This window comes from Paenarthrobacter sp. 10N417 (assembly GCF_056394745.1).
Genome location: NZ_JBFTIL010000005.1, coordinates 207,771 through 221,288, shown reverse-complemented (window position 1 = coordinate 221,288; position 13,518 = coordinate 207,771). Strand labels below are relative to the sequence as shown.

Here is a 13,518-nt window from a genome sequence, read left to right as displayed (position 1 = left end):
GTGGACGTGACGTACACCATAAGTTCTACTACATTTGTCACGCCCCGGAGATTGCGTTGCGAACAATTTCCGGGACGTGACAAATTTGCCCATCAAATGAGCGTTTTATTCGACGTCAGGCCAAGATCCCGACGGCGGATTCGGCGGCCGCACGGACCGCGCCGGAGCCAACCAGACGGTCAGCCGCTTCGAGTTCGGGCGACAGGAACCGATCGGTTCCCGGTCCCTGGACCACTTCGCGAAGCACCTCGAGCACAGCTGTACCGGCCGGGCCCGGGGTGAGTTCGCCGTCGGACATCTGCGTGCGCATGTCGATAGCGCGGGCGCTGGTGACCAGCTCCACGGCCAGGACGCGGCGGAGGTTCTCCACGGCCTTGCGAAGCTTGCGGGCAGCGTGCCAACCCATGGACACGTGGTCTTCCTGCATGGCAGAGCTCGGGATGGAGTCCACCGATGCCGGCACGGCCAGGCGCTTGTTGTCCGAAACCAGGCCGGCCTGCGTGTACTGCGCGATCATGAGGCCGGAATCGACGCCAGGGTCCGCAGCCAGGAAGGCCGGGAGACCATGCGAGCGGGCCGGGTCCAGCATGCGGTCCGTGCGACGCTCGGCGATGGAGCTGAGGTCCGCGACGGCGATCGCCAGGAAGTCCAGGACGTAGGCCACGGGCGCACCATGGAAGTTGCCGTTCGACGTGACGCGGCCGTCGGGCAGGACCACCGGGTTGTCGATTGCAGCGGCGAGCTCGCGGGAAGCCACCAGTGCGGCATGGTCCACGGTGTCGCGGACAGCGCCGGCAACCTGAGGGGCGCAACGCAGGGAGTAAGCGTCCTGGACCTTTGTGTCGTTGATCCGGTGGGAGGCGACGATCGGCGAGTTGGACAGCACGCGCAGCATGTTGTCCGCGCTGGCAGCCTGACCCGGGTGCGGCCTGAGCGCGGCGTGAAGCTCCGGCAGGAACACCTGATCGGTGCCCAGCAACGCCTCGACGCTGAGCGCGGCGGTGACGTCCGCCGTCGCGAGCAACAAACGGATATCGGCGATGGCCATCAGCAGCATGCCGAGCATGCCTTCCGTGCCGTTGACGAGGGCCAGGCCCTCCTTCTCCGCGAGGGTGACCGGCTCGATGCCGTGCTGCGCGAGCAGCTCAGCGACAGGCGGCTTGCCAGCGGTTCCGTACAGTTCGCCGTCGGGACCGGTTGCTTCGCCTTCGCCCATCAGGACCAGTGCGCAGTGGGACAGGGGGGCGAGGTCACCGGAGCAGCCGAGCGACCCGAACTCGCGGACCAGCGGCGTGATGCCGGCGTTGAGGACGTCAACCATGGTCTGCAGGACCACGGGACGGACACCCGTGCGGCCGGAGGCGAGGGTCTTGGCGCGGAGGAACATGATGCCGCGGACCACTTCGCGTTCAACCGCCGGACCCATGCCCGCTGCGTGGCTGCGGATCAAGGACTTCTGCAACTGCGTACGGAGATCGTTGGGGATGTGACGGTTGGCCAGGGCGCCGAAGCCCGTGGAAATACCGTAGGCGGGGACGTCGCTGGTAGCGAGGCTGTCAATATGGGCGCGGACCTTGGCAACGTTATCCAGGGCGTCCTGGGAGATGGTCACCTTGGCATCGTGGCGTGCGACGGCGACGACGTCTTCCGGAGTCACGCCACTGGAACCGAGGGTGACGGTGAGCTGTTCGTTTGAGGTAATAGTCATGTTCTTACTTCTCGTTCATGGGGATGCGGACGCCGCGTTCGTTGGCGACTTCGACGGCGCGGTCGTAGCCGGCGTCGACGTGGCGGATGACGCCCATGCCGGGGTCGTTGGTCAGGAGCCGTTCGAGCTTCTCGGCTGCGAGGTCGGTTCCGTCGGCGACGGAGACCTGCCCGGCGTGCAGGGACCGGCCGATACCGACACCGCCGCCGTGATGGATCGACACCCAGGTAGCGCCCGAGGAGGTGTTCAGCAGGGCGTTCAGCAACGGCCAGTCAGCAATAGCGTCGGAGCCGTCGGCCATGGCCTCGGTCTCCCGGTACGGGGACGCAACCGAACCCGAGTCCAGGTGATCACGGCCGATCACGATCGGGGCCTTGACCTTGCCCTCCTTCACCAGCTGGTTGAACAACAGCCCGGCCTTGGCGCGTTCGCCGTACCCGAGCCAGCAAATACGGGCCGGCAGGCCCTCGAATTCCACCCGCTCCGCCGCGGCGTCCAGCCACTTGTGCAGGTGCGTGTTCTCCGGGAAGAGCTCCTTGATGGCCTTGTCCGTCACGGCGATATCTTCCGGATCCCCCGACAGGGCAACCCAGCGGAACGGGCCCAGGCCCTCGCAGAACAACGGACGGATATACGCCGGAACGAAACCAGGGAACTCAAACGCCCGGGTGTACCCGCCCTTGCGTGCCTCATCCCGGATCGAGTTGCCGTAATCAAAGACCTCGGCCCCGGCGTCCTGGAACTCCACCATCGCCTGGACCTGCCGGGCCATGGACGTCTGGGCCTTCTTGGTGAAGCCTTCCGGATCCGCCGCGGCCTCCGTGTGCCACTCCGCCACCGTGATGCCCTCCGGCAAGTACGACAACGGATCATGCGCGGACGTCTGGTCCGTGACCACATCAAAGGTCACCTCGCCGGCCTTGTGGCGGCGCAGCAGTTCCGGGAACACCTCCGCGGCGTTGCCCACATAGCCCACCGACCAGCCACGGCGCTCGGCCTTGGCCTTCTGGACCTTCGCGATCGCGGCATCCAGATCCGTTTCGACCTCATCCAGGTACCGCTTCCCGGCGCGGCGGCGCAGGCGGGTCTCGTCCACGTCCACGATCAGGCACGCACCATCATTCAGGGTCACGGCCAGCGGCTGCGCGCCGCCCATACCGCCACACCCACCGGTCAGGGTCAGGGTCCCAGCCAACGGTCCCTCCGACGAACCATCAGCAGCAGGCGCCGGGTGGCGGCCCTCCGCCGCGAGCTTATTACCCACCGCAGCAAAGGTTTCGTACGTGCCCTGCAGGATGCCCTGCGTACCGATGTAAATCCAGGACCCGGCCGTCATCTGCCCATACATCATCAGGCCCTCGGCCTCCAGACGACGGAACTCAGGCCACGTCGCCCAGTCCCCCACCAAGTTCGAGTTCGCCAACAACACCCGCGGCGCCCACTCGTGGGTCCGGAACACACCCACCGGCTTGCCGGACTGCACCAGCAGGGTCTCGTCCTTCTCCATCGTCTCCAGGGTCCGGGTGATCGCATCAAACGCAGCCCAGGACCGGACAGCACGGCCCGTGCCGCCGTAAACCACCAAATCATCAGGACGCTCAGCGACCTCGGGATCCAGGTTGTTCATCAACATACGCAGCGGCGCCTCGGTCTGCCACGACTTGGCAGTAAGCTCAGTACCCCGCGCGGCCTTGACCGGACGGGCACCAGTAGTGAAATCGGCGGGTGCCATGATGACTCCTTCGTCTTTGGGAAGTGTGTAGTGGAAAGTTCTTCTGCTTCTACTAAAGCCCCTTTACGAGGCCGCCGGAACGGCTTTTCAACTGGTGCTGTCCGGGATTACAGACGCACGCCGTCCTTCTGCAATCCTCCGCCCAAACGTCGTTCCGAGGTAACGCAGCCCCTCGCCTTCGCACAACAATGAGCGCATGCTGGACCCATGGCAACGTTCCGAGTGACTACCCTCGTTGCGGCTCCGCCGGAGCGCGTTTTCGCGACCTGGACGGACTTGGACCGGTTCCCGGAATGGATCGGCGGAGTCACCGGCGTGACCGATCGGGTTGGCTCGCTCGACCAGGCCGGAAGCCGCTACACGGTGAAGTTCGGACGAATGGCAAGCCCCACGGAGATCCTCGCCGTCGAACGCCCCTGGCACATCCGCACACGGTTCGGCAACGCGATCCTGAAGGGCGAGTCAGATGTGAGGTTTGCCGCCGAGGGAGGCGGCACGCGCATCCACCAGGAGTTCGTGACCCGTGGATTCATCTCGGCGATCTTCGGGCGGATTTTCGCCATGGGATCCTACCGGGGCAGCTTCCGCGGCGAGCTGGAGACCTTCCGCAGACTCGTCGAGCGCGAAGCCGCCGAGCCCGGGCCAACCTGAGCCGGGCGAACCGAAGCCCGGTGAACCGAAGCCGCGTGAATAGGGTGCAAACGGCCTAGCCAGCCGGTCGTCCGTGAATGCGTACCGACAATTCGTCCGCAGCCTTGCGGATGCGCGCAGCAAGTACCGGCCATTGCTCAGCCGGCACTTTGTCCTCCAAGAACGTGACGGCGACTGCCGCCGTCGGCCATCCCACGTGGTCAGTCACAGCTGCGGCGATGGAGCCGAATCCAGGCGTAATCTCGCCATTTTCCGTGGCGTAGCCGCGCTGCCGCACCTGGTCCAGGTGGGAGGACAGGGCGGAGTACTTCATGATCGGGAATTCCACTTCGTGGCGCGACGTGAAGGCGGCGGCGTTCGGGTAAAGAGCCCGAACCTGTGACTTTGGCAAGGCGGCCAGGATCGCGCGGCCCGAGGCGGTGAGGTGGCTGGGCAGGCGGACTCCGACGTCGGTCACCAGGCTTGGGCGGTTCTTGGCGCGTTCCTCCACGATGTAAAGGACGTCGCGGCCGTGAAGCACGGCCAGATGCGCGCTTTCGCCGATCACGTCCACCAGAGAGGCCAACATGGGCCGCCCGAGACGCGACAACGGCTCCTGCCGCGAATAGGCCGAACTGAGCTCGAAGGCGCTGATGCCGAGGCCGTAGCGCTGCTCTTCGTGCAGATGCAGGACGAAGCCGTTGGCCTCCATGACGCCCAGCAGGTGGTACACGCTGGAGCGCGGCAAGCCGAGCGCCGTCGCAATGTTCGACGCCGCCATCGGCCCCCGGCGCGAGGCCAAGAGTTTGAGGATGCGCAGCGTATTTTCGGCGGCAGGGACCTTGGACGTGGCCTTGCCTGGTGCCAGTGGCGTGGTTGTCATGGTTCCTCACTGCTCAAGACTGCTGAAGGAGACACCGTCCAGCCTTGCTCGGGGTGATGTGTCCGGTATCCCGTACTCAAGCGTGCCTTGTTACGCCGGGCAACGCCAGACCACTCACTCTATGCGGTGTCTGAAATACCAGACTTAACTAGTGTCTCGTGTTTGAGAGTGGCTCAGACCGTGCCAACCTCCCGACGCCGCACGGCGGCAAACGCGAACACCGCGAGAGCCGCTCCAATCCCGAGCATCCAAAAGCCGCCACTCCAATCTGTTCCGGTGTTGGTAACGATTGGCGTGTGCGTGAATGGCGAGAGGTCCCTGAGGGTCTTGTCGAAGCCCAGCATCCCGCCGTAGACACCCAGCACGATGCCCAGTGCCAGCAACGCCCAGCCGATTGGGACAGTAGCGCGGGGAAAGGTAACAAAAACCGCAGCGGGCAAGGCAAGGTATAGCAGCGCAGCCGGGATTTGAGCCCCGGCGGTCTCCCATACGCTGCCCACTTCAATGGCTGATTCACCGGAGACCGCCAAGGAATACCAGGCACCGAAGGCCGCGAACACCATGACGAGAACCACCGAGGCTGCCCCGAGGCCGAGAAAGCTGCCAAACCAACGAATGCGTCCGAGCGGTTGCGAGAGCACCAGTTCTGCCGTGCCCGCCACTTCTTCCTGCCTCAATCGCAGAACGGCCTGGAGTCCGCAGGCCGCCGCCAGGATGCCACCGATTTCAAACAAGACAGCAATGACCAACTGCGTCATGGATGTTCCTTGCGCCTCGATCATGGCCCTGAGGATCGCGGTCACGGAGGAATTCGAGATGCTCACCTGCTGAATGGCAGCGCCGAGGGCGCCGGTGAGCAGACCCGCGATAAACCCGCCAATGCACCAGCTGACGATGGCGCCCTGCTGGAGTCGGAGTGCCAGGGCGAACGGCCCGCGGAGCGAGGGGTGGGCGTCCGTCGGGCCTCTCCGTCCGGCGAGCACGCTCGCGCCAACATCCCGCCTCGACATGATGACCACGGTCAGTGAGACGCATACGATTCCAAGGCCCAGCGGAAGCAGCAGGGGCCACAGGCGATTTCCCGTGTAGGCAAAAGTCTGCTGCCCCCAGCCGATGGGCGAAACCCAGCTAGGCCATGCTGCCGTTACCGTAAGGCCGTCCTGGCTGACCTTGCCGGTCGCGTCCCCGAAACCGCGCAGAAGATAGGCGGCGACCACCAGCCCTGCCGCCGCTCCGTTTGCCCCACGCGAAGTACTCATGAACTCGGACGCGAGCAATCCGACGGTGAGAAACGCCAAGCCAATAGCTCCGGCCGCAAGACCGGCAATCAGCGAGCCCGCGGCATCGAGCCCGCCAGAGATAAAGCCGATCGTGACTGCCGCGGCCACCAGCACGATTCCTATGAGCCCATGGGTCACTGTCGCCGTCAACGGCATCCACCGGCCCGCTGCCGTGGACGCGACCAGCTCAGCCCGGCCGGCTTCCTCCTCGGCGCGCGTATGCCGTACTGCCAGGAAGGTGTTCATCAGGCCGGCAAGGACACCGATAAAGGCGAAGATCTGGAAAAACGTAAATGCGTCCAGAGCAGGGCCCCTGACCAGCCCGCGGAGAATCAAAATAGCGGGAGTCGCCGTGGCAACATGCAGGATTTCGGCGCGGGAAGCATCGTCGCCGTACGCCGAAGCCACTGCTGTTGTGGCGAAAAAGGCGAGCGCACCGATGGAAGCAACCCAGCTCAGGAGTTGCCACCGGTCGCGGCGGAGTCGCTGCCAATAGAGGTCAAGAAAACGGCTCATCTCAAGGGCCCGTCCTGGCGGCCCGGGCGGCGCCGCCGGTGGTGAGCGCCGCCGTCGGACTTCACTTCCTCTGACTGGGGCGGAAGGGCAACCCCGTAGTGGCGGAGGAACAACTCTTCCAGCGACGGCGGAGCGACCAGCAGGCCCTGCACACCCAGACGGCCAAGAATCGGCAGGACCTCGTGGACACGGTCAGAGTCGGCACTGAACTTGACCCGGCCTGCGGCCAAGGTGAGGTCGTGGACTTGGGAAAGGCCTTGGAGGGCTTCGAGGTCCACCTGGTCCTGCGCGAAAGAGATCCCTGTGCGGGTCAGGTGGCGCAGGGATTCGAGCGTCCCGCCATCTACGATCCGCCCTGCGCGGATGATGCTAACGCTGTCGGCCAGCTGTTCCACCTCGGAGAGAATGTGGCTGGAGAGAAGGACGGTGGCCCCTTTCTCACTGACGAGCCTCCGGATCTCGCGAGTAAAGACAGCCTCCATGAGGGGATCCAGGCCGCTTGTTGGCTCGTCCAGAAGGTAGACCTCGGCGTCGGCAACGAGGGCTGCGATGAGCGCAACTTTCTGGCGATTTCCCTTTGAGTAGGCACGGCCCTTCTTGGTGGGGTCAAAGTCGAAGAGCTGGCACAAACGCTCCTTGCTGCGTCGATACCCAGCGCGATCTGCCCCGCCATCCCGAAGCCGCGAGAGGAAATCAATGGCCTCTCCCCCTGATAGATTCGGCCAGATGCTGACATCGCCGGGGACGCTGGCAACACGCCGGTGGAGTTCAACGGCGTCGGCCCATGGGTGCAATCCAAGGACTCTCGCACTGCCGGACGAGGCCCGTGCCAGGCCCAGCAGGATACGCAGGGTGGTGGACTTCCCTGCTCCGTTCGGGCCGAGGAAGCCGTGGACTTGCCCCTCAGGGACTTCGAGGTCGAGGCCGTCCAGTGCCTTGACCCGGCCGAAATTCTTATGAAGATCGACGGTCTGGATGACAGGGTCCATGGAGCCGACGTTACGCAGGATCGGCGCCCCTGTGAAGGAAGACAATAGGGAGATGAGATCCATCGTCTTGCATCCACGCCGCTGCCTGCGGCCCGAACTGCAATGAGTACGTTCGTCCTGATCCCTGGAGCGGGCGGCACGGCCTGGTATTGGAGCCGGGTGGTTCCTCTGCTGGAGCGTGCCGGACACGAGGCCGTTGCCGTCGACCTCCCAGGGGACGACGAAAATGCTGGCCTGCCCGAGTACACGCGACTCGTCTTGGAAGCCATCGGCGCCAGTACCGACGTCGTGCTCGTGGCCCAATCACTGGGCGGTTTTACCGCCCCCTTGGTCTGCGACCGTGCGTCGGTCCGCGAGCTCGTCCTCGTCAACGCAATGATCCCGGCGCCGGGCGAAACCCCCGGCGAGTGGTGGGCAAACACAGGTTGGGACGCCGCAAGGGAGAGCGCGGCGGCGGCCCACGGTTACAGTCCCGAGTTCGACGTTGCCACATATTTCCTGCACGACGTTCCACCGGACGTCGCTGCCACGGGCGAACCCTATCAGCGGGCGGAAGCCAACGCGGTCTTCGAATCAGTCTGCGGCTTCACGGAGTGGCCCAGCGTCCCAACCCGGGTACTCACCGGAAGGGAAGACCGGTTCTTTCCCATGGATTTCCAGCGCAGAGTGGCCAGGGAACGCTTAGGACTCACGCCTGACGTCATCGCAGGCGGGCACCTCTTGGCTTTGGCAAACCCGGAGGGCGTAGCGAAGTACCTGCTGCGGGGCTGATCCGCCCCAACCTCGGGATGTTCACCAAATTCACCCGATTATCCAAATTAACCAAATTAACCACAGTTAACCTAAACTCGCTCTATGCTCCCGACAGAGAATCCCTTTCGCCCTACGGCAGGGGCTACGCCGCCGGAGATTATCGGCAGATCGGGGCTTCTGGACGAGTTTGAATATGGCCTCAGACTAGGTTCCGGGGCACCTGGCTTGCTGTCCATCTTTACCGGCGCCCGCGGCATCGGCAAGACCGTTATGCTCGGCGCGGCCCACGACCTAGCCAAGGAACATGGTTGGGCTGTGATTGCGGAGACGGCTACCGGAACATTCATGGGGCGCATAGGTGAAAAGATGCGTCGACTTACCCACGAATTGGGGGATGGGCCCGACCCGCGACGACGCGTCACGGCAGTCACAGTTGCTGGATTTGGCGTCACCACGCAGTTGTCCCCGGAGCGGCAGGTGGATTGGCGCGAACTCGGTGAGACTCTCCTCCGTCTCCTCGACCAGCGGGCAACCGGGCTCCTCATTACAGTGGATGAGATCCACGCTGCCGATCGGACAGAACTGTCGCAACTAGCGGCTAACGTCCAACACTTTATCCAAGACGGCCTGCCCATAGGACTGATATTTGCTGGTTTGCCATCCGCCGTCTCCGATCTCCTGAACGAGGGTGTGGCAACGTTTCTTCGGCGAGCCGACAAAATCGACCTTCATGCCGCCGCGATACGGGACGTGGAGTCATCATTTGCCGATACGTTCACTGCCGCCGGAATCAGCGTCATCCCAGAGAACATCCATCGGGCGGCCGTTGCCACTGGGGGCTATCCTTTCCTAATTCAACTCGTGGGTTACTTCCTATGGAGGGAAGCCGAAAATCATGATGGATCTCTTTCCTCCGATGGCGTTGACAGAGCTATATCCGCAGCGACTCGTCGCAACGAACGCGTGGTCATCGAAGCTGCACTCGCTACGGCATCTGCAAAGGACAGGGAGTTCCTTCACGCCATGTCGGTGGACGATGAAACTTCAACGATGGCTGACATCGCCTCCAGGATCGGAGCGGGGTCCGCACTGGCAGGCAAGTATCGCATTCGACTTCTGGCGGCCGGCCTCATAGAAACAGCCGGTCACGGCAAGGTTGTCTTTGCTATCCCGGGGCTTCGGGAATACCTGCGAAAGAATCCCCGCTCCTAGGTATGCCCAGGGCGCCGGCTAAGGCTGGGCCTTGACCGACGTCTCCAGCGCTGCCTTCGCCGGCGTTTTCCGGCGCAGAAGCAGCGTAATTCCACCGGCCGCCGCAGCGACCAGCAACGCGATCAGCCCGATGGTCCAAGGGTTCAACCCTTGTGAGGTGCTGGCAGCCGTGGCGGCTTCCTGGGCTTCCGGCTCCACGGACACGATGTCATTCGGATTTGCGCTGCCAGCCGGAGGAGGAAGCGCGGGTAGGCCAGTGCCCGGCCCACCCGTCTCGCCCGTTGCGGGGATCACGACGGCGGGTGCCGGTTGCCACGGCACCAGCGCCGGGGCTGATCCAGCCAACTGGTGGACGTCGACCAGCGGCACGCCACTCAGCGGGAGCGCTGCTTCGGCGGCCTTGACTGCTCCTGCCTGACGTGCCTCTTCTGCTCGGCGGGCCGCTTCTGCCTGTCGTGCCGCTTCAGCCGACTTGGCAGCGTTGGCCGCCGTCCCGGCGTCGAGCGCTGCTTTGTCTGCCAGTCCGGCGAGTTCGGCGATCATGACGTCGACCGACGCTACGTGGGCGGCCGTGGCCTTGTCACGCTCGGCAGCGGCGGCTTTTCCGCTGGTCATGAATGCCTGAAGGTCGGCCCTACTGCCGTCGAGGGCGACGCTGGCAGCTGCCCGCACCTCGGGTGTTGAATCCAAGGCGAAGGTCGTCTGGACCCGGTTATCCAGGGCCAACGCTTGATCAAATCCGTAGTCCAGGAAGTACCGGACATCAGCGTGGTTTGCCGAACTGAGAGCGGCGTCGGCGGCTGCGTTTACATGCCCGCCACCAAGGTGGAGAAGCTGGTAAACGCGCTGCCGGTCCGCGCCCAAAGCAGAGCCATCCAGTTTGATCGCCGCCGCGTAGCCACTGGTGATGAAGGCCTTGATCCCGGAGTCGCCTGCCAGATGTGCAGCCTCAGCGGTCTTCTTCACCTCCGGGGTGCCGGTAAGTGCCAGATCCAGCGTGGCCTGCCGGGCTTCCTTAATGCGGGCATCGAGATCGGTTCCCGGTGCGGTAAGGGTTGCCAGTAGCTCCGGAATTTCGCGGGCCGCGGCCGCGAAGGCCGCCTTGGCTGGCTCCTCGGATGTCAGCAGCGCAGTATCCGTGGCCTGCCGAGGCGAAGCCAACGATGAAAGGAAGTCCCTGTCCGCGACGAGACGCGATGAGTCCGCTGACCTCGCAGCAGTTGCGGTGCTCCGAGCCTGCTCGACGGCGGTCCTCGCCCTCTCCGCCACGGCGGCGGCCCCGTTGGGGTTGGCTGCGACGTCTGCCTTGACCTGCTGCAGCAGGTCAGTCACTGCCGCGGTTTCAGTGTGATGGTCTGAGGCGACGAACTGCCCGTAGCGAAGGAAATCAGCAACGAAGTCCGCGCTGGAGGTGTCGAGGGCAGCTTGAGCTCCGAGAGTTACCGCAGGCACGGGTGAATTCGTCAGGTAGTAAACCGCCTCCCGATCCTGGCCTTGGGCAATCTTCCTCCAGCCCTCAAGCACGAACTGCTCAATGGCTTCCCCGCCCGAGTCCAGGCTCTTGGAAGCGGCAGCACTGATTTGAGGGTTTTCCAGGCTAGTGAAAAACGTCGCCGTCGTCCGAAGGTCGCCGTCCCAAGTGCTCGCCCACCCGTCGGACAAGAAGGCTATTGTTGCGGCGTCGGAAATGAGAGCTGCTTTCGCGGAGGACCGCACGTGCGCGCTCCCCCGCTTCGTCAGCTCGGTGACCAGCTCCTTACGGTCCGTTGCCAGCGCAACGTCCTGTCCGCCGTCGAGGAATGCCTGCACCGCCTCGGGCCCGCCCACCAAGGCAAGCTGGGCTGCCGCCCGCGTTGCCGGCCCACCTGCCCTCCACAGATCAAGGACCCCGGCCGCATCAACAGCCCGCTCTACGAACGGAACAGGAGCCTGCGAGGCGAGGGGAATCTCAAATTCGGGAATGTCGTAGGCCTGGGCGGGGCCGGCGAAGAGCAGGGATGCCCCCGCTAACAAGGCAACAAAGGCCGCGGTCCAACGATGGCGGGCAGCACGGATGGAAGCAACGCGGAAAGCAGACATCAAAGATTCCCCCAAGAAAGATGCGACGACAGTGCCCGAGCCATCCGGGCGGCGTTGGACCTGAAGACCTGCCTACCGGGGTGACTAGCTGTCCGCGGACATCGTATCTGAGATTCGACTGTGACTCCTGTCGCACTGTCTGCGATCAAAGACACCAAACACCCGTGAGGCCAATCACAAGGCGGCCAAAAGTGATCTGCTGGATAGCGATCCCCTCCCAAAGACGAGAAGGTTTTACCATGCAACAAACCATGCTGGCTTCGAAGGACACTGTCCTCCAGGCCGCCGGTACGGCACTAAGCCGTGGCCTCAACGTCCGTCACATCCGCTTCATGGCACTCGGATCCGCAATCGGCACGGGACTGTTTTACGGTTCTGCGTCCGCCATACAGAAAGCCGGCCCGGCCGTCCTTTTGGCCTACATCATCGGCGGCGCAGCCGTGTTCATGGTGATGCGAGCACTTGGTGAAATGGCCGTCCGACACCCCGTTTCCGGCTCATTCGGCCAATACGCGAGCAAGTACCTTGGACCGTTCGCCGGCTTCGTTACCGGCTGGACGTACGTGTTCGAGATGGCGATCGTGGCCATCGCCGACGTCACCGCGTTCAGCATCTATATGGGCTTCTGGTTCCCACAGGTGGATCGCTGGATCTGGGTCCTCGCGATCATTCTCTTCCTGGGTGCCATGAACCTGTTGAGCGTTAAGGTCTTCGGTGAACTGGAGTTCTGGTTCTCGCTGATCAAGGTGGTGGCGATTATCGCCATGATCGTCGGAGGCGCAGCAATCGTCGTTTTCGGCTTCCAAACGGGCGACGGCGGGGGCGTGGCACCGGGGTTGGGGAACCTGGTTAACCACGGCGGTTTGTTCCCGAACGGCTTCGAAGGGCTCCTGGCTGCGTTCGCCGTTGTGATGTTTGCGTTCGGTGGGATCGAAACAATCGGCATTACCGCTGGCGAAGCTGCCGATCCCAAAAAGGTCATCCCGCAGGCAGTCAACACTGTGCCAGTCCGTGTGCTGCTGTTCTACGTCCTGACCCTGGGCGTGTTGATGAGCATCTTCCCGTGGAACGAAATCGGCAGCAGCGGCAGCCCGTTCGTGCAGATCTTCGACGGCCTGGGCATCCCTGCTGCGCCGCACATCCTCAATGCCGTGGTCATCACAGCAGCCCTTTCCGCTATCAACAGCGACATCTTTGGTGCTGGCCGCATCCTGTTCGGACTTGCCCAGCAGGGCCATGCTCCGAAGAGCTTCGGCAAGATCTCCAGGCACGGCGTCCCTTGGATGACCGTGGTGATGATGGGCGGAATCCTGCTTGTGGGCGTCCTGCTGAACGCTGTGATCCCGGAGGATGTGTTCGTTCTGATCGCGTCGATCGCCACGTTTGCCACAGTGTGGGTTTGGGTGATGATCCTTGCTTCGCACGTTGCCATGAAGCGGGAGATCAAGCGCAAGGGGCTTCCGGCGTCGGAATTCGGTTCACCCTTATGGCCGGCAGCATCCATTCTGACCATGGCGTTCATGGCTATGGTGATCGTGATTCTCGGGGTCTTCGAGGACACTCGGGTAGCCCTGTATGTCGGCGGTACTTGGCTGATCCTGCTGTTCGTGGCTTACAAGCTATGGGTTCGCGGTGGTGGCCTGCGTCGTGCAGAGCTCGTGGACGAGACGGCCTGATTACCCGCGCCGAAACTGCAGTTAATGCCAATGTTCGCGCGGAACATTGGCATTAACTGT

The 13,518-nt window shown here is 63.6% G+C and carries 10 protein-coding genes; 4 read left to right on the top strand and 6 right to left on the bottom strand.

Annotated elements, in window-relative coordinates:
• Nucleotides 1-115: 115 nt before the first annotated feature.
• Nucleotides 116-1,708: a histidine ammonia-lyase gene (gene hutH / locus AC1DCM_RS08555; protein ID WP_477517965.1), complete on the bottom strand. Its 1,593-nt coding sequence runs from the start codon at nucleotides 1,706-1,708 to the stop codon at nucleotides 116-118.
• 4 nt (nucleotides 1,709-1,712) lie between these two features.
• Nucleotides 1,713-3,440, bottom strand: coding sequence for a urocanate hydratase (locus AC1DCM_RS08550; RefSeq protein ID WP_477517964.1), 1,728 nt, complete (start codon nucleotides 3,438-3,440; stop codon nucleotides 1,713-1,715).
• 207 nt (nucleotides 3,441-3,647) lie between these two features.
• Here AC1DCM_RS08550 and AC1DCM_RS08545 point away from each other — a divergent pair, with 207 nt between their 5' ends.
• A complete protein-coding gene (locus AC1DCM_RS08545) occupies nucleotides 3,648-4,091 on the top strand; it encodes an SRPBCC family protein (protein WP_477517963.1) in 444 nt (147 codons plus the stop codon).
• 55 nt (nucleotides 4,092-4,146) lie between these two features.
• Here AC1DCM_RS08545 and AC1DCM_RS08540 read toward each other — a convergent pair whose 3' ends face one another.
• The 3 genes from AC1DCM_RS08540 to AC1DCM_RS08530 all read right to left on the bottom strand — a co-directional run bounded on the left by AC1DCM_RS08540 (nucleotide 4,147) and on the right by AC1DCM_RS08530 (nucleotide 7,738).
• Nucleotides 4,147-4,953 (bottom strand): IclR family transcriptional regulator, encoded by an 807-nt coding sequence (locus AC1DCM_RS08540; protein WP_216922359.1) that lies wholly within the window; start codon nucleotides 4,951-4,953, stop codon nucleotides 4,147-4,149.
• Nucleotides 4,954-5,126: 173 nt separating this feature from the next.
• The gene (locus tag AC1DCM_RS08535) at nucleotides 5,127-6,749 is read right to left on the bottom strand and encodes an ABC transporter permease (protein ID WP_477517962.1); all 1,623 of its coding nucleotides are present in this window, start codon (nucleotides 6,747-6,749) and stop codon (nucleotides 5,127-5,129) included.
• Nucleotides 6,746-7,738 (bottom strand): ABC transporter ATP-binding protein, encoded by a 993-nt coding sequence (locus AC1DCM_RS08530; RefSeq protein ID WP_477518015.1) that lies wholly within the window; start codon nucleotides 7,736-7,738, stop codon nucleotides 6,746-6,748. The genes AC1DCM_RS08535 and AC1DCM_RS08530 overlap by 4 nt, the downstream gene beginning before the upstream one ends.
• A gap of 102 nt (nucleotides 7,739-7,840) precedes the next feature.
• Here AC1DCM_RS08530 and AC1DCM_RS08525 point away from each other — a divergent pair, with 102 nt between their 5' ends.
• On the top strand, nucleotides 7,841-8,509 hold the full coding sequence (locus AC1DCM_RS08525) for an alpha/beta fold hydrolase (protein ID WP_442016415.1): 669 nt from the start codon (nucleotides 7,841-7,843) through the stop codon (nucleotides 8,507-8,509).
• An 84-nt stretch (nucleotides 8,510-8,593) separates the two neighbouring features.
• Nucleotides 8,594-9,703: an AAA family ATPase gene (locus tag AC1DCM_RS08520; protein WP_442016414.1), complete on the top strand. Its 1,110-nt coding sequence runs from the start codon at nucleotides 8,594-8,596 to the stop codon at nucleotides 9,701-9,703.
• A gap of 18 nt (nucleotides 9,704-9,721) precedes the next feature.
• On the opposite strand, the gene AC1DCM_RS08515 is transcribed toward AC1DCM_RS08520, so the two are convergent.
• The gene (locus tag AC1DCM_RS08515; RefSeq protein WP_477517961.1) at nucleotides 9,722-11,782 is read right to left on the bottom strand and encodes an ALF repeat-containing protein; all 2,061 of its coding nucleotides are present in this window, start codon (nucleotides 11,780-11,782) and stop codon (nucleotides 9,722-9,724) included.
• 239 nt (nucleotides 11,783-12,021) lie between these two features.
• Here AC1DCM_RS08515 and AC1DCM_RS08510 point away from each other — a divergent pair, with 239 nt between their 5' ends.
• Nucleotides 12,022-13,458 (top strand): amino acid permease, encoded by a 1,437-nt coding sequence (locus AC1DCM_RS08510; RefSeq protein ID WP_442016412.1) that lies wholly within the window; start codon nucleotides 12,022-12,024, stop codon nucleotides 13,456-13,458.
• The last annotated feature ends 60 nt before the right edge of the window (nucleotides 13,459-13,518 follow it).